Origin of the sequence: Sphaerotilus mobilis (assembly GCF_004216565.1) — a bacterium.
GTDB classification, from domain to species: domain Bacteria; phylum Pseudomonadota; class Gammaproteobacteria; order Burkholderiales; family Burkholderiaceae_C; genus Sphaerotilus; species Sphaerotilus mobilis.
Genome location: NZ_SGWV01000011.1, coordinates 333,548 through 348,548, shown reverse-complemented (window position 1 = coordinate 348,548; position 15,001 = coordinate 333,548). Strand labels below are relative to the sequence as shown.

The following is a 15,001-nucleotide window of genomic DNA, read 5'->3' as shown; positions in this document are numbered from 1 at the left end:
CGGTCCGGATCGAACCGCCATCAAGACAGGATCGGGATTTTTTCCCGTCACCCCGGGAAAGGAAGCGGTGTTTGTCCCGAGCCTGACGAAACCGGCACGACACCTTGACCGCAGCGTTCGCGGGCATGGTTGCTGCATGGCCGCGCCCTGGTGACACATCGAACACACGCCGACCGCGATCCCGAGGAGACCTTCCCTTGCTGCAAGCCGCCCCGTCCATGACGACCCACCCTTCACCGACCGCCGACACCGGCACCGATGCGCTCGACCTGATCTTCATCGAGGGCTACACCGGCGAGACCGTCATCGGCATCCATCCCTCGGAGTTCCACCGCACCCAGCCGCTGGTGATCGACGTGCATGCCGGCGTGCCTCATGCCGATGCCTGCGACAGCGACCAGATCGTCGACACCATCGACTACGGCGTGGTCCGCGACCGCCTCGATGCCTTGATGCTGGACCACGGCGTGACCCTGCTCGAAGCGCTGGCCGAACGCATCGCGCAGATGCTGCTGGTCGACTTCGGCGCGGCCTGGGTGCGCGTCAAGGTGGTCAAGCCGCGCAAGTTCGACAACGTGCAGGCGGTGGGCGTGATGATCGAGCGGCGCCGCCACACCAGCCGTCCACAGGGCACGGCCAGCGCCGGCACGCAGACGGGCGCCCAGGTGCTGCGCTGGATCGGCGCGGGCACGGTGCCACAAGGTCACTGACCGTCACTGACACGACAGCGGGCCACTCACCCGACAGCGGGGCGGCCCGCTGAGATCGACCTCCCTGAAGCGCCGCTAAAAACGCCGCTGAACAAACGACTTCGGGCCGGTCTGGCCGGCCCGATTCGTCGAAGGGTTCTGTCGCTGGCTCAGCCTTTGAGCCAGCCGATGCCCAGGCCAGAGGCAGCCACACGGGCCGCCTCTGTCGCCACCTCAATGGGCGGCGAACGGGTGCGAGGCGCTGCCCTTGCGAGCGACAACTTCCGCAGCGGTCGGCGAGTTGGCCACGGCGCGTGCCAGGGCTTCCTTGGTCGCGGCGTAGTTGTAGTCCTGGATCTTGCGGTCGTCTTCAGCGGCCCAGTGGATGAACACGCCCACCGAGATGAAGACGTTGTCGGCTTCATCGGCCGGGATGGTGCCGTCCTCGACCGAGTCGGCCACGGCCATGGCCACGCCGCGCTGGGCCGGGCCGAACATCTGCACGGCCTGCTTGGCACCCTTGATGGTGACCTTGTTGAACATCACGGTCGCGGGCTTGCACAGCAGGTTGGGCGCCACCACCGCCAGCAGCGAGGTGAAGCCGTCCTTGTTGTTGGTCAGGCAGTTCGCGAAGGCAGTCTCAGCGGCACTGCCGCGCGGGCCGATGATGAGGTCGATGTGGGCCACCTCGTTGCCGTCGCCGACGAGCGACTCACCCACCAGCATGCGATCGATCTTTGCCATGATGTTTCCGTCTCCAATTGAAGGTTCTGTGGTGTGACGGCCCGCCCCCTGGACGGCGTCCCCAGCCTCTACCTAATCACGTTCCGTGCCACATCGGGTGTCACCTGGGGACGGTCCCGATGCCGGACGCGGCAAGGGCGATCAGGCGCCCAGCAAGGCCAACATCAGCGTGGCCACGGTGAGGTCGGCGCTGGTGCCGGGGTTGATCCGGCGCGACTTCAGCGTGTGGTCCCAAGCAGCCCAGGCCGGATCGGCATCGAGCGGCTCGCCGGCCTCGGCGCGACGCAGCCAGACCCTGCCGTCGTTGAGGACACTGTGTGCCACCGCCTCGCCGTGCTTGCGAACAATGTGTGAATCGAGATCGCTGGCCAACCAGCCCAGGTAGAGCCGCTGGACCGCCGCGGTGGACACGGCATCCTCGGGCACCGCCCAGGCCTCATCGCCCGGGGCCAGCGGGCCGATCGCACCGGCCAGCGCGGGCAGGCCCCGGTCGAACAGCTCGGCCAGGCCATCGCGGTACTGGCGGGCGATGCGGTCGCGGTCGGCGGCCAGCGTCATGGCGGCCCGCAAGCTCAGGCTCGGCGCGCTGCGCACGTCCTGCTCAGCCGCATCACCGAGACCGCCCGGATTGGCCTGCACGATGGCGCGAAAGGCCGCCTCTGCGTCGGCCACGTCGAGGTGCCTGATCACCTCGACAACGGCCCCTCGCCAGTCGCTGGGCGCATCGACCCGTTCGGCCGCTGCGGCGATCGGCGCACACAGCAGCACGATCCCGAGGTTGGTGTTGCAGCCCACCCGGGCCCAGCTCGCGGCTGTGGCCGACTCGATGCGCGCCCCCACCCGCGCGCCGGGCATGCAGAGTCCGTCGACCGACGCGGCCGCGCTGTCCAGAAAGGTCTGCGCCTGCATGCCATGGCCGTCCGAGGCCCGGCTGACGTTGCCGGGCTTGCGGACGGCAACGTCCCAGGCGCAGGCGCGCAGGAAGGCGCGGCCGGGGGTGGGGTCGGGCACGGCGGCATCCACGGGCGTGTCCTCGGGTGTGTCCTTGGGCGTTTGGGGGTGCACGCCCTCAGGCCCGCCGGGTCGGCACGACCTGCAGGTGAGCGGCTTCGCGTTCGCTCGGCCGCCAGGGCGCCAGGCCGGCCATCTTGCGGTCGACCAGGTCATCGACCAGCGCCTGGGCGATGTTGAAGGACGTGACCTGCTGCAGGCCGCGCCAGGCGGCGACGCCATTGACCTCCAGCACCTGCAGCGGCTGCGGACCGGCGCTGGGCATGACGTCCACGCCCGCGTAGTCCAGGCCCAGCGCGGCGCTGGCGGCCTCGGCAATGCAGCCCAGTTCGGGCGTCAGCGCGGCGGCCTCGCAGCGTGCGCCCTGGGCGACGTTGTGGACCCAGTGCGCGCTGACGCGCCGCATCGCGGCCACGGCGCGCCCGCCGATCACCAGCACCCGCCAGTCATGACCCGGCTGGGCCAGCGGCGGCAGGAAGCGCTGCAGGTAGTGGTGGCCGTTCGGCGCCTCGGGCAGGTCGACCCAGCCATCGGGCGTCGCGCCAACCAGCATCAGGCCCTTGCCCTGCGAGCCGAACAGCGGCTTGCGCACGACCGCATGGCCGGACGCCGCCTCGCGCACGAGCACGCGGCGGGCCCGCGCCATCGACTCGGTGGCCCAGGTCGGCGGCGTGGCGATGCCAGCGGCGTGCAGCAGCAGGCTGGTCATGCCCTTGTCGACGCTGCGTTCGATCGCACGCGCCTCGTTCCAGACCGGCACGCCCAACGCCTGCAGCGCATGCAGCACGCCCAGTCGCTGGGTGACCTGCTCGAAGCTGCCGGCGGCGATGCCGCGCACGATCACCGCGTCGGGCAGGGTCCGGCCGAAACCTGGCAGCAACAGGCCATGCGGGCCGGTCGAGGTGTCGACCTCGCAGTCGGCCAGGTCGATGCAGCGGCCGATCCCCCCGCGTGCGCGCAAGGCGCGTTGCAGCTGGCGCGTGTGCCAGCCGATCTCGTCGCTCATGATCGCGACGCGCAGGCGACGCGGCTCGGGCAGGCTCATCGCGTGAGCCCCTCAGGCCGGCACGACCGCAGCGCCAGAGGTCGCCTCTTGCAACCAGTCCGGCAGCAGCAGCGACAGGTCGGTGCGGCCGGCGTGGAAGGTCAGGCCGCTGTCGAGGTGGCTGACCCAGACCTCGGCCGGCGCAAACAGCATCGGATCGATCTTGTAGAAGTCGTGGCCGGCGGCCTTGAACAGCTCGGCAAAGGGCTTGCCATGGTCGGGCGAGTTGAGCGCGGGCAGCTGGCGGGCCAGCGCGCAGGCGGCGTCGACCGAACCCCGCACGGCCAGGCGCACCTGACCGCCATAGAGGATGGCGTCGTTGCTGCGCCCCATCGCGGCGACGCCGTCGGTGACCGGCGCGGGCAGTGGCGCGCTGGCACTGCCGTCGACGATGTGGGCCAGCTCAAAGTGCAGCGCATGGGCCTTGTGCAGCGCCACCTCCAGCACCCGGGCCACCACCTGGGTCAGTCCGGCGAGGCTGCGCGTGGGCGTCAGGATCACCGTCAGGCCCTCGGGCGGCAGGTGGCAGTCGCGCAGTACCTTGGCCAGCACCACCGGCGGCGGCACGCGGTCGACCTCCAGCACGATCACGCCCAGGTCACCGCCATCGACATAGCCCAGCTCGGCGTACAGCGGCTCCCGCCGCGCGAGCGCCCGGGCCGGGCCGGAGCCGAGCGCGAAGAACTTCTTCGCGCCGGTTTCCTCGGCGCTCGCGGCCAGGCTCCAGCCGGCGTACTGGCTGCCCAGGCAGGCCAGCACCGGCTGGGCGCTGGCGACGTCCAGCCAGTGCGGCCAGCCGGCCTGCGGCGCGAGGCGTTGCGTGACTCGGCCGAGCCCGCCCAGGCAGATCTCGGCGATGCGCAAGCCGGCCTCGACGCTGCCGGGCACCGCGATGCCGGCGTCGACCAGGCAGACCCCATCGGCGCTGCGGCTGACGGCGACGCCCAACGCGTCGGCCCGCTCGATCAGCTCACGCACGATGGGCGCGGCCAGCCGGTTGACCGACAGCGGCGAGCCGGCCAGCGGGCTGGCGTTCGGAGGGGTGGCGGGGCTCGTCATGCGGCGATCTCGGTCGAGGATTCGGGGGATTCGGATGGGCGGGTCGGCTCGGGCGCGTCAAACAGCAGGGCCTGCGCGGCGGCGACGCGGCGTTCGAGCAGACGCCGCACCAGCGCCACGTCGGCCTGGGCCGAGGCTGCCACGACCTGCACGCTGCAGACAGGCGCACCGGCCTGCAGATCTTGCGGCAAGGCGGGCAGGTCATGTAGGCCGAGTGTCGCGGCCTGGGCCTGCAGGCGGGCGACGCCAGCGGCGCTCAAGGTGCCGCTGCGCGGGCTACGCACCAGCTCGCAGCCACGCAGGCGAAGGCTGTTGCTGCCGCGCCAGTCGGCCAGCATGCGGGCGTCGGGCGAGCGGTCGTCGCGCACGGCCTGCAGGTGCGCCCGGACCAGGCCGGCGCCCGGTCCGTCCCAGGTGCCGCCGGCCAGGTCGGCCTGCAGTGCGCCGTAGAGCACCAGGCTGGCGGTCGGACGTGGGTTGACCTCGAGCACCTGCCAGCGGCCGGCCACCAGCAGCAGGTCGATCCCGACCAGGCCGCGCAACCGGAACCGTCGCACCAGCCGGTCAGCCAGCGCCTGCAACGGGGCCTGTTGGCCGCCGACCCAGGGCAGCGGGCCGATCACGCCGCCGTGGCCGTGGGCATGGGCAGCGCCGCTGCGGCGGTCGACCGCGTCGGCATGGGTCAGCAGGCGGTTGAGTCCGAGCAGGGCCGCGTGGCCGCCGTCCTCGGCGTGGTCGCTCGCGCAGCCGATCAGCGTCAAGGACATCGACTCGCCCAGCAGCCGCTGCTGCCAGTAGACCGAGGCAGCGGCCGGTTTGGCGTCGACACCCGCCTGTTCGGCCGGCATCACATGCGCGCCGCCGCAGGCCGCCAGGTCCTTGCGCAGCCAGCCGGGCGCCGTCACCGGCCGCAACGAGACCGGCGGGTGTTCAACGCCCAGCGCCTTCAGGGCGCCGAAGAAGCGGGCCGGGTCGCGCAGCACCGCGATGTCGGACGCGGCGGTGCCCAGCAGCGGCAGGTCGCCCAGCTCGGCACCTTCGCGGGCAAAGCCGCTGGCCAGCCACAGGCCCAGCGGCGCGCCGAGACCTTGTGCGGCGGCCCAGCGACAGGCCTGTTGCCAGGCCGCGCGCAGGCTGGCTGCGTCAACCTGCCAGACGCCCGGCGCCGTGCCCTCGGCCAGCGCCAGCGGCAACCAGTGGCGGCAGGCGCTGCGGGTGTCGGCATCGCCGAACAGGTCCAGGCCGATGACGTCGTAGCCGTCGCGCCGGGCCGCCTGCGCCAGCGCACGCACCGACAGGCCGGCGACCACCAGCAGGCCGGACGCGGGGGCCGTCATCCCTGGACGGACGCGAGATGGGCCCGCGCCGTCTCGAAGGCCTGGGCATGGCCCAGCACCTGCGGGCTGCCGGCCTCGTGCATGCGCCGCATCAGTTGCTGCTGGGTCTGGTACTTGACGTTGCCGATCGCGAGCGCGCCGATGCCGGTGGCCACATGGCCGGCGATCGGCGCGTGGCTGGCCATCACGTCGACCCCGGCGACACCGGCCGGCGGCACCGCGTTGACGTCGGCGGCCACGCGCAGCGCACGGGCCAGCGCCAGGTCCTCGGCCGACACCACCTGCACGCCAGCGGCGGCGCAGGCCAGGATCACGTCGGCGTCGGCGATCGAGGACCGCACGGCGGCCCGGTCGCCACCGCTGATGCCTTCAAGCGTCACGCCAAAGCGCTTGGCGGTGTCCTGTGCGGCCTCGTCGGCCGCGTCGATGCCGTTGCGGCTGGACAGCGCCACCGAAGCCCCTGCCGTGGCCGCAAGCACGCCGGCGATGCGCCCGACTGGCCCGGTGCCGCCCAGCACCACCACGCGCCGGCCGGCCAAGCCGTCGACCAGGCCTTGGCGCTGCAGGCCCTGCTCGACACACGCCACCATCGCGGCGGCGGTTGTGTAGGCGCCGCTGGGGTCGGCCATGAGCGAGACCGCGAACGGGCCGACCAGCGCGGCCCGCGCCGCGTCCAGCATGTCGGCGGCCAGCAGGGCGTCGCGCCCGCCAATGAAGATGCCGGTGCGCGCCAGGCCCTTGGGGCTGCGCGAAAAGATGGCGTCCTGCGTCAGCCCCCGGATGCCCGCCAGCGCCACGCCGCAATAAGGCGTGATGACCTGCCAGCCGGCGTCGGCGGCCATGTTGATGTCGAAGGGGCTCATCTGCGAGCCCGGCGTGAACATGTGGAGGACGTAGGGGCGTTCCATGGCGGTGCCTGCTCGGAAGTCGTGGGAAGAAGGTTCAGGCCAGGCAGCGCGCCGCATCACCGGGTTGCGCAGCAGCGATGCGATCGCTCAGCCGGGCGCCCCGGTTCAAGGGCGTCGCGACGCGCCACTGAAGGCCGGGTGCGACGACACCGGCGGCCTGCGCGGCGCCCATCAGCGCCTGGGCCCGCGCGGCCGATGGCAGCAAGGCAAAGCCGGTCGGGCCCCAGGAGCTCTGGCCGATGCCCGCACCCTGCTCGTCCGGACCGGCGCCGGTGGCAGCGGCCTGCCGCAGCCAGCGCATCAGGCGGCCAACCGCCGGGCTGGTGTAGGGCTCGCCGTCCTGGGCCGGCGCGAAATGCTGGCCCAGCACGTCCTGGATGGCGCTCAAGCCGGCGGCGGCGACCGCGAAGCCGGCGCCGGCACAGCCCGGCAACAGGCGCATCAGGGTCTCGTGGCAGATCGCGGCGGCCTGCTCGCGCGACAGCGGCGGCAACTGCGCCAGCGCGGCCCTTTCGGCATCGCCCGACAGGCCGCGTGTGGCCGGATCGGTCACGACCAGCACACGCCAGTCGGCCGGCACCTCGATGCGCGCCAGCAGCGGCGCGGGCGCGCCATGGGCCAGCGGTCCACCGTCCAGCAGCAGCCCGCCGGCATCGAAGCCGGCGATGCCGACGCCCGACCGCAGACCGCGGCCCAGCCAGGCCGCCAGCGTCGCCGTGGGCAGGTCCAGGCCATGCCAGCCACAAAAGGCCCGGCCCACCGCCAGCGCCAGCTGGGTGCCCGAGCCCAGCCCGGCGTGCGCCGGCAAGGTCTCGTGCAGCCTCAGGTGCAGGGCCTTGTCGGCCAGGCCGGTGCGCTGCTGCATCGTCAACAGGTGACGCGCGGCCCTCTCGACCTCGGCGGCGGGCACGCCCGGGTCGGCACTGACAGGGCCCGCATCAGCACGGCTGGAGGCCCGCAGGCTCAGCCGCGTCTGCGGCGCATCGACCGTCAGGCCCAGGCTGCCGAAGGGCCGACCGAGCGTGCCGGCAGGATCGAGGAAGCCCAGGTGCAGGCGCGCAGGCGCTTCCACCTCGACGGTGCGCACGCCGGTCATGAGGTCTGGATGGTTGGGGAGACTGCTTGGCATCGTGGAGCCAGTTAGCAAGCGATATTCCACATGTGGTTTACCCGCAGAACAGGCCTCGGACACAGGCTGCGGGCCCAGCCTGACGGGCGGCTTGATGCGGCTGCGGCACACACTGTCACGCCGGGCGGGCCCATCATCGCCCCTGACTCGTTCCCACCATGCCATGCGCCCTGCCCTGCCCAGCTTCCTGATCCGCCCCGGCGCCGAACGCGACGCCCCTGCGCTGGCGGCGATCCTGAACCATCACATCGCGCACACCACCTCGACCTTCATGACGGAGCCGGTCAGTGTCGCCAGCCGCGTCGCCTTCATCGGCGAACGCAGTGCCGACCTGCCGATCTGGGTCGCCGAACTCGACGGCCAATGCATCGGCTGGGCCGCCCTGTCCCTGCACCAGCCCCGCAGCGCCTACGGCCACACGGCCGAAAGCTCGATCTACCTGCACCCCGAGCACCTCGGCCGCGGCTACGGCACCGCCTTGATGACCCAACTGATCGCCAGCGCCAAACAGATCGGCCACCACAGCCTGATCGCCGGCGCCTGCACCGAACAACTCGCCAGCATCCGCCTGCACGAACGCGTCGGCTACACCCGCTGCGCCCACTTCCACGAGGTCGCCCGCAAGTTCGACCGCTGGCTGGACGTGGTGTATCTGGAGCGGGTGATCGGGCGGGAGTGACCATGACGCGCCCACTTCTTCTGCCCCCCTCCAACCACCCGCGATGACCATGACCGACAAGATGCCTGCCCCACCACCCCCCATCGCCTTGCTCGCCACCGACGCCCCGCTGCGCAGCAAGCCGTCGAACTACCCGCAGCCTTATGCCGCGCGCATGTCGGGGCGGCAGAAGCGGGTGTTGGGCGAGTTGTTCGGGCTGAGCAACTTCGGGGTCAACCTGACGCGGCTGGCGCCGGGTGCGGTGTCGTCGCTGCGGCATGCGCACAGCCGGCAGGACGAGTTCGTCTACATCCTCGAAGGCCGGCCGACGCTGCTGACCGATGCCGGGCGCACGCTGCTGTCGCCGGGCATGTGTGCTGGCTTCCGGGCTGGCAGTGGCGACGGGCATTGCCTGGTCAACGAGTCGGATGCGGACGTGCTCTACCTGGAGGTCGGTGACCGCACGCCCGGCGACGAGGGCAGCTACCCGGATGACGACCTGCAGGCCGTGATGGTCGACGGCCGCTGGGTCTTCGCCCACAAGGACGGTTCACCCTACTGAGGACGACGCGATGCCCCGCCAGCTCATCTCCTCCGGCTCCCCCTTCGAGGCCGACATCGGCTACTCGCGCGCCGTCGTCGTCGGCGACTGGGTGTTCGTCTCGGGCACCACCGGCTTCGACTACGCCACCATGGCCATCAGCGACGACGTGGCCGAGCAGGCCGCGCAGTGCCTGCGCAACATCGCCCACGCGCTCGACCAGGCCGGCAGCAGCCTGCGCGAGGTTGTGCGGGTGACCTATGTGCTGCCCGACGGTGGCGACTTCCCGGCCTGCTGGCCGGCCTTGCGCACGGCCTTTGGCGAGGTCAGGCCGGCGGCGATGATGGTCAGCGCCGGGCTGGCCGACCCGCGCATGAAGATCGAGATCGAGGTGACCGCGCTGAAGGGCTCGGCACCGCGATAGATCACGGCCATCCCCACGGCCACCGCCACGCCCACATCCACCAACCTCAACCCCAACCCGAGTCACACGAAGCCATGAACTGGATCGACCTGGTCGCCACCCTCGCGGTGCTGCAATTCATCGCCTTTGGCGTGCTGGTGGGCAAAGCCCGCGCCCGCTACGGCGTGCACGCGCCGGCCGTCACCGGCGACCCGATGTTCGAACGCAACTACCGTGTCCAGATGAACACGCTGGAGCTGCTGGTGGCCTTGCTGCCGGCGCTCTACCTGGCCGCGCGCTACTGGCCCGCCGACGTCGTCGCGGGCGTGGGTGCGGTCTACCTGGTCGGGCGCCTCATCTATCGGCAGGCCTACCTGCGTGCGCCGGGCAGCCGCTCGCTGGGCTTCGCGCTGAGCGCCTTGCCGATCCTGGCGCTGCTGGGCGCGACGCTGGTCGGGATCGCGATGGGGCGCTGACACGAACGCTTGCATCGGCAACATCGGCAGGCCAGCCACGACGGGCGCGGACCGGAGACTGCGCTCAGGCCGTGAATTCCTCACGGTACCCAACCTTCCATCTGCCGGAGCCTTCACCATGACCCTGCCACGCCGCGTCTTCCTGATCACCACCGCCGCCACCTGCGCCACCGTCGCCCTGGGCGCGCGCGCCCAGACCATGGTCGACGAGAAGGACGCCCAGGCCGCCGCGCTGGGTTATGTGGCCGATGCCACCCGAGCCGATGCGGCGAAGTTCCCGAAGTACGCCGCCGGTCAGTCCTGCGGCAACTGCGCCGTCTTCCAGGGCAAGGCGGGCGACAAGGCCGGCAACTGCGCGTTGTTTGCCGGCAAGCAGGTCGCTGGCGCGGGCTGGTGCAGCGCCTGGGCCAAGAAGGCGTGACCTCAGCCTGACCCAGTCCTCAACCGAGCGCCGGTGGCTGCATCGGCAAGGTCAGCGTGAAACGCGCGCCCTCGCCGGGCGCCGAGGCCAGCGTCAGCGTGCCGCCCATCAACTCGGCCAGCGCACGCGCCAGCGCCAGACCCAGGCCGGTGCCGCCGTGCTGGTGGCTGACGCGGGCGTCGGCCTGGCGGAAGCGCTCGAAGATCAGCTCATGCAGCTCGGGGGCGATGCCCGGTCCGGTGTCGGCAACATGCACCCGGATCTGGTCCACGCCCGGCACCGTCTCGACCTCGACCGAGACGCTGCCCGCCACGGTGAACTTCAGCGCGTTGGACATCAGGTTGTTGAGGATCTGCTTGAGCCTCAGCTCGTCGCAGTCCAGCGTCGCTGGCAGGCCGTCGGCCAGCCGCACGTTCAGCGCCAGCCCCTTCTCGTTGGCGGTCACCGCAAACAGCTCGGTGACCCCGCGGATCAGCGCGGTCAGATCGACCGGCGCGCTGCGCAAGGGCATCGCACCGGCTTCCACCCGGGCCAGGTCCAGGATCTCGTTGAGCAGCGCATTGAGGTGCTCGGCCGACTTGCGGATCAGCCCGGCCTGCTCACGGAAACGCGGCTCGGGCAGTCGCAGCTCCATCAGCTCGGCAAAGCCGCGGATGCTGGTCAGCGGCGTGCGCAATTCATGCGAGATGGCGGCGAGGAACTCCGACTTCGCCTGGTTGGCCGACTGCGCCCGGGCCTCGCTTTCGGCCAGTTCACGGTTGCTGGCCTCCAGCCGCCGCAAGCCCTGCGTGAACACGCGCAGCCCCACGGCGACCGCCACGCTCAACAGCGCCACCAAGGCCATCAGCACGTTGCGCATGACCACCCAGTCGGCCAGAGCGACCGACGTGGCCGAACCCACCAGCACGAACAGCGGAAAGCCGCTGACGCGCTGGAAGGCGAACAGCCGGTCGACGCCGTCGACGCCGCTGGGGGCGATGTAGCTGCCGCTCTCGGGCACGACCGACTGCGCCAGCGGACCCCGCGTGCTGATGCGCTGGCCCATGCCCACGCTCTGACCATCGACCACGCGGGCGCGCACCGTCAGGTCCTCGCCCAGCAGCGTCACCACGCCGGCACCGCCCAGGTTGACGCTGCGGTAGACCGACTCGAAGTAGCTCGGATCGACCGAGGCCACGACCACGCCGAGCGCACGGCCGTCGGGCCCATCGATGCGGCGCGACAGCTGGATCGTCCAGCGCCCGGAGACCTTGCCCAGCACCGGCTTGCCGATGAACAGGCCCTGCGCGAACAAGCCCTGCGCGGCGCTGTCGACCAGCCCAGGTGCGAGGTGCACGCGGATGTGCTCGCGCTCGCTCAGGTCGACATGACCGGTGCGGCTGCCGTCTGGATCCAGGTTGCTGCCCATGAAGCGGCCGTCCGGGCCGACCAGCGAGAGCTGCACCAGGATGCCCGGCGTCAGGCCGGTTTCCTTGGCGAACTGACCGAGCTGGCGCAAGGGTTCGTCGCCAGCAAGCACCGCCTGACTGACCCGCCGGGTTGCCTGATCGACGGTGGCCAGCACCCGAACGCTGGTTTCCTCCAGCGCACGGGCGAGGTTCATGTTCTCGCGCGAGCGGCTGTCGATGGCTTCGCGCCGCTCGTACTGCAAGAACAGGCCGGTGGCGATCCAAATCAGCAGCAGCAGCACCAGACCGGCCATGCCTGCGGTGCGGCTGAGGGTGCGTTGCGCCTGGCCCGGGGGCGTGCGGTCGACGGCAGTGGCTGGCGGGACGAGGGTCAGGTTCACGGTCAGGTTTCCGCCAAGGCGAAAACCCAGGCGAGGAGATGGTAGCGCCGGCGGCCTGTCACGGCCTTGCGGCATGCTTGATGCAAGCACCGACGCCACCCCAGCTTCCAGAACGGACACCCAGCATGCCCCGCATCCTGAACGCCCGCCTGCGCGACCGCGCTGGCCTGCACACCCTGCGCTTTTCGGCCGGCCGCATCGCCGCGATCGAGGCGCAGCCCGATCCGGCCCCCATCAGCGCCGGCCTGGCCGACATCGACGCGGCCGGCCACCTGGTCGTCGCACCCTTCATCGAGCCGCACATCCACCTGGACGCGGTGATGACCGCCGGCCAGCCGGCCTGGAACATGAGCGGCACCCTGTTCGAGGGCATCGAGCGCTGGTCCGAGCGCAAGGCGATGGTCACGCACGAGGACACCAAGTCGCGCGCCCATGTCGCCCTGCAGATGCTGGCCCGCCACGGCATCCAGCATGTGCGCACCCATGTCGACGTGACGGACCCGAGCCTGGCCGCCCTGCACGCGCTGGTCGAGGTGCGCGACGAGATCCGCCACCTGATCGACCTGCAGATCGTGGCCTTTCCGCAGGAGGGCATCGAGTCCTTCCCGAACGGCCGCCAGCTGATGACCGAGGCGCTCGCGGTCGGCGCGGACGTGGTCGGCGGCATTCCGCACTTCGAGAACACGCGCGACCAGGGCGTCTCCTCGATCCACTTCCTGATGGACCTGGCCGAGCGCAGCGGCTGCCTGATCGACGTGCATTGCGACGAGACCGACGACCCGCAGTCGCGCTTCCTCGAAGTGCTGGCCGAATCCGCCCGCCAGCGCGGCCTGGGCGCGCGCGTGACCGCCAGCCACACCACCGCGATGGGCTCCTACGACAACGCCTACTGCGCCAAGCTGTTCCGGCTGCTGAAGCTGTCGGGCATCGGCTTCATCTGCTGCCCGACCGAGAGCATCCACCTGCAGGGCCGCTTCGACAGCTACCCCAAGCGCCGCGGCCTGACCCGCGTGCCCGAACTGGACCGCGCCGGCATGACGGTCGCCTTCGCGCAGGACTCGATTCAGGACCCCTGGTATCCGCTGGGCAACGGCAACATCCTGCGCATCCTCGAAGCCGGCCTGCACATCTGCCACATGCTGGGCTACGACGACCTGCAGCGCTGCCTGGACTTCGTCATCGACCATCCGGCCCGGCTGCTGGGCCTGGGCGAGCGCCACGGCCTCGCGGTGGGCCGCCCGGCCAATCTGCTGATCCTGTCGGCCGACAGCGACGTCGAGCTGCTGCGCACCCAGGGCCATGCGCTGCTGTCGATGCGGGAAGGCCGCGTGGTGATGCGCCGCACGCCCGCCGAGGTCACGCTGGCGACGTCCTGAAGCGCCGCCACCCACATCCTGTCGGATCGATGAACGGCCCGGTCGGCACCGGTTCAGCGCACATCGGGAATCATCGGGGGATGAACACGACGCCCAACCCCTCCCCCGCAGCCCACACCGCCCCGGTAGACAGGACCGTCCCGGCCGATGGTCCGATCCTGATCGTCGGCGCGGGTCAGGCCGCCACCTTCACCGCCGAGGCGCTGCGCAGCGGCGGCCACAGCGGCGACATCACCTTGCTGGGCGACGAGTCCGTAGGCCCCTACCACCGGCCGCCGCTGTCCAAGGCCTGGCTGGCGGGCGAGCTGGCCGGCACGGCCGAACCCATCGCGCTGGCCTTGCGCACGCCCGAGATGCTGGCCAAGAAGCAGATCACGTTGCGCACCGGCGCCCGGGTCGAGGCCATCGACCGCGAACGCGCCACGCTCACGCTCGCCAACGGCGAGACCCTGCCCTGGGCTGGCCTGGTGCTGGCCACCGGCGCCAGCCCGCGCAGCCTGCCCATCCCCGGCATCGACGCGGCCGGCGTGCTGCCATTGCGCAGCCATGCGGATGCGGCGGCGCTGGCCGCCGGCCTGGCCGACTGCCGCAAACGGGGCTTGCCGCTGGTGGTCATCGGCGGCGGCTTCATCGGCCTGGAAGTGGCCGCCACCGCCCGCCAGCACGGTGTGGCGGTGACGGTGATGGAGGCCGCGCCGCGCCTGCTCGGCCGGGTGCTGACGCCGCAGCTGTCGGCCTGGTTTGCCACGCTGCACCGCCAGCACGGCGTCGAGCTGGTGCTGGATGCCCGCATCGTGGCGATCGAGGCGGACGCGGCCGGACAGGTCAGCGCCGTGTCTCTGGCCGATGGCCGCTCGCTGCCCTGCGCCTGCGTGCTGCTGGGTGTGGGGGTGGCCGCCAACGACGCGCTGGCCCGCGCGGCGGGCCTGGCCTGCGACCGCGGCATCGTGGTCGACGCCTGCGGCCGCACCGACGACCCGCGCATCGTCGCGGCCGGCGACTGCACCGCCCGGCGGCTGGACGACGGTTCGCTGTTGCGGCTGGAGTCGGTCCAGAACGCCACCGAACAGGCCCGCAGCGCGGCGGCGGCGCTGCTGGGTCAGGACCGGCCTTTCACCGCGACGCCCTGGTTCTGGTCGGACCAGTACGACCGCAAGCTGCAGATGGCCGGGCTGTCCCAGGCGGCCGATGACGCCGTCCTGCGCGGCGACATGGCCAGCGGCGCGCCCTTCTCGCTCTGGCATTTCCGCGCCGGCCGTCTGATCGGTGTCGACACCGTCAACGACCCGCGCACCCACCTGCTGGCGCGCCAGTGGCTCGACGCCGGCCGCTCGCCCTCCCCGGCCCAGGTGGGCGATGCGGCGCTGGATCTGAAGAGCCTGGCGACGGACTGAGTCGCCGTCGTCCGAGCCTCC

16 protein-coding genes are annotated in these 15,001 nt (G+C 71.6%); 8 read left to right on the top strand and 8 right to left on the bottom strand.

From position 1 onward, the window contains the following. The first annotated feature begins 218 nt into the window (after positions 1-218). Positions 219-710, top strand: coding sequence for a dihydroneopterin aldolase (locus EV685_RS16800; RefSeq protein WP_130483187.1), 492 nt, complete (start codon positions 219-221; stop codon positions 708-710). A 213-nt stretch (positions 711-923) separates the two neighbouring features. On the opposite strand, the gene fae is transcribed toward EV685_RS16800, so the two are convergent. The 7 genes from fae to EV685_RS16765 all read right to left on the bottom strand — a co-directional run bounded on the left by fae (position 924) and on the right by EV685_RS16765 (position 7,922). Then, a complete protein-coding gene (gene fae / locus EV685_RS16795; RefSeq protein ID WP_130483186.1) occupies positions 924-1,433 on the bottom strand; it encodes a formaldehyde-activating enzyme in 510 nt (169 codons plus the stop codon). Between the two features lie 141 nt (positions 1,434-1,574). Continuing rightward, entirely contained in the window at positions 1,575-2,444 is an 870-nt protein-coding gene (locus EV685_RS16790; protein WP_242615634.1) for a triphosphoribosyl-dephospho-CoA synthase, read from the bottom strand. Positions 2,445-2,502: 58 nt separating this feature from the next. Beyond that, the gene (locus EV685_RS16785; protein WP_130483184.1) at positions 2,503-3,489 is read right to left on the bottom strand and encodes an ATP-grasp domain-containing protein; all 987 of its coding nucleotides are present in this window, start codon (positions 3,487-3,489) and stop codon (positions 2,503-2,505) included. Between the two features lie 12 nt (positions 3,490-3,501). Further along, positions 3,502-4,548 carry a methenyltetrahydromethanopterin cyclohydrolase gene (gene mch, locus EV685_RS16780; protein ID WP_130483183.1) on the bottom strand — a complete coding sequence of 349 codons (1,047 nt, stop codon included), beginning with the start codon at positions 4,546-4,548 and terminating at the stop codon, positions 3,502-3,504. Continuing rightward, the gene (locus tag EV685_RS16775; RefSeq protein WP_130483182.1) at positions 4,545-5,885 is read right to left on the bottom strand and encodes an ATP-grasp domain-containing protein; all 1,341 of its coding nucleotides are present in this window, start codon (positions 5,883-5,885) and stop codon (positions 4,545-4,547) included. The genes mch and EV685_RS16775 overlap by 4 nt, the downstream gene beginning before the upstream one ends. Beyond that, positions 5,882-6,793 (bottom strand): NAD(P)-dependent methylenetetrahydromethanopterin dehydrogenase, encoded by a 912-nt coding sequence (locus EV685_RS16770; protein WP_130483181.1) that lies wholly within the window; start codon positions 6,791-6,793, stop codon positions 5,882-5,884. Before EV685_RS16770 ends, EV685_RS16775 begins: the two co-directional genes overlap by 4 nt. 34 nt (positions 6,794-6,827) lie before the next feature. Beyond that, a complete protein-coding gene (locus EV685_RS16765) occupies positions 6,828-7,922 on the bottom strand; it encodes a beta-ribofuranosylaminobenzene 5'-phosphate synthase family protein (RefSeq protein WP_130483180.1) in 1,095 nt (364 codons plus the stop codon). A gap of 163 nt (positions 7,923-8,085) precedes the next feature. Between EV685_RS16765 and EV685_RS16760 the strand changes: the two genes are divergently transcribed. From EV685_RS16760 to EV685_RS16740, 5 genes are all read left to right on the top strand, one after another. After that, complete coding sequence (locus tag EV685_RS16760) at positions 8,086-8,601, top strand: GNAT family N-acetyltransferase (RefSeq protein ID WP_165396835.1); 516 nt, start codon at positions 8,086-8,088, stop codon at positions 8,599-8,601. Between the two features lie 43 nt (positions 8,602-8,644). Beyond that, positions 8,645-9,142: a cupin domain-containing protein gene (locus tag EV685_RS16755; protein WP_338054458.1), complete on the top strand. Its 498-nt coding sequence runs from the start codon at positions 8,645-8,647 to the stop codon at positions 9,140-9,142. A 10-nt stretch (positions 9,143-9,152) separates the two neighbouring features. Further along, on the top strand, positions 9,153-9,545 hold the full coding sequence (locus tag EV685_RS16750) for a RidA family protein (protein WP_130483178.1): 393 nt from the start codon (positions 9,153-9,155) through the stop codon (positions 9,543-9,545). Positions 9,546-9,619: 74 nt separating this feature from the next. Then, positions 9,620-10,000 carry an MAPEG family protein gene (locus EV685_RS16745; RefSeq protein ID WP_130483177.1) on the top strand — a complete coding sequence of 127 codons (381 nt, stop codon included), beginning with the start codon at positions 9,620-9,622 and terminating at the stop codon, positions 9,998-10,000. 118 nt (positions 10,001-10,118) lie between these two features. Beyond that, positions 10,119-10,421 (top strand): high-potential iron-sulfur protein, encoded by a 303-nt coding sequence (locus tag EV685_RS16740; protein WP_130483176.1) that lies wholly within the window; start codon positions 10,119-10,121, stop codon positions 10,419-10,421. A 19-nt stretch (positions 10,422-10,440) separates the two neighbouring features. Here the strand turns inward: EV685_RS16740 and EV685_RS16735 are convergent, their stop codons facing one another. After that, positions 10,441-12,210 (bottom strand): sensor histidine kinase, encoded by a 1,770-nt coding sequence (locus EV685_RS16735; RefSeq protein WP_242615633.1) that lies wholly within the window; start codon positions 12,208-12,210, stop codon positions 10,441-10,443. Between the two features lie 125 nt (positions 12,211-12,335). On the opposite strand from EV685_RS16735, the gene codA reads away from it, so the two are divergent. Together codA and EV685_RS16725 are read left to right on the top strand one after the other, a co-directional pair. Further along, the gene (gene codA, locus EV685_RS16730; protein WP_130483175.1) at positions 12,336-13,586 is read left to right on the top strand and encodes a cytosine deaminase; all 1,251 of its coding nucleotides are present in this window, start codon (positions 12,336-12,338) and stop codon (positions 13,584-13,586) included. Between the two features lie 80 nt (positions 13,587-13,666). After that, positions 13,667-14,980, top strand: a complete 1,314-nt coding sequence (locus tag EV685_RS16725; protein WP_130483174.1) for an NAD(P)/FAD-dependent oxidoreductase — start codon at positions 13,667-13,669, stop codon at positions 14,978-14,980. Positions 14,981-15,001 lie beyond the last annotated feature (21 nt).

What these genes read in the sequence shown, in the direction of transcription:
- EV685_RS16800 (WP_130483187.1), top strand. Translation starts at nt 219, where the DNA reads ATGACGACCCACCCTTCACCGACCGCCGACACCGGCACCGATGCGCTC.
- fae (WP_130483186.1), bottom strand. Translation starts at nt 1,433, where the DNA reads ATGGCAAAGATCGATCGCATGCTGGTGGGTGAGTCGCTCGTCGGCGAC.
- EV685_RS16785 (WP_130483184.1), bottom strand. Translation starts at nt 3,489, where the DNA reads ATGAGCCTGCCCGAGCCGCGTCGCCTGCGCGTCGCGATCATGAGCGAC.
- mch (WP_130483183.1), bottom strand. Translation starts at nt 4,548, where the DNA reads ATGACGAGCCCCGCCACCCCTCCGAACGCCAGCCCGCTGGCCGGCTCG.
- EV685_RS16775 (WP_130483182.1), bottom strand. Translation starts at nt 5,885, where the DNA reads ATGACGGCCCCCGCGTCCGGCCTGCTGGTGGTCGCCGGCCTGTCGGTG.
- EV685_RS16770 (WP_130483181.1), bottom strand. Translation starts at nt 6,793, where the DNA reads ATGGAACGCCCCTACGTCCTCCACATGTTCACGCCGGGCTCGCAGATG.
- EV685_RS16765 (WP_130483180.1), bottom strand. Translation starts at nt 7,922, where the DNA reads ATGCCAAGCAGTCTCCCCAACCATCCAGACCTCATGACCGGCGTGCGC.
- EV685_RS16760 (WP_165396835.1), top strand. Translation starts at nt 8,086, where the DNA reads ATGCGCCCTGCCCTGCCCAGCTTCCTGATCCGCCCCGGCGCCGAACGC.
- EV685_RS16755 (WP_338054458.1), top strand. Translation starts at nt 8,645, where the DNA reads ATGACCATGACCGACAAGATGCCTGCCCCACCACCCCCCATCGCCTTG.
- EV685_RS16750 (WP_130483178.1), top strand. Translation starts at nt 9,153, where the DNA reads ATGCCCCGCCAGCTCATCTCCTCCGGCTCCCCCTTCGAGGCCGACATC.
- EV685_RS16745 (WP_130483177.1), top strand. Translation starts at nt 9,620, where the DNA reads ATGAACTGGATCGACCTGGTCGCCACCCTCGCGGTGCTGCAATTCATC.
- EV685_RS16740 (WP_130483176.1), top strand. Translation starts at nt 10,119, where the DNA reads ATGACCCTGCCACGCCGCGTCTTCCTGATCACCACCGCCGCCACCTGC.
- codA (WP_130483175.1), top strand. Translation starts at nt 12,336, where the DNA reads ATGCCCCGCATCCTGAACGCCCGCCTGCGCGACCGCGCTGGCCTGCAC.
- EV685_RS16725 (WP_130483174.1), top strand. Translation starts at nt 13,667, where the DNA reads ATGAACACGACGCCCAACCCCTCCCCCGCAGCCCACACCGCCCCGGTA.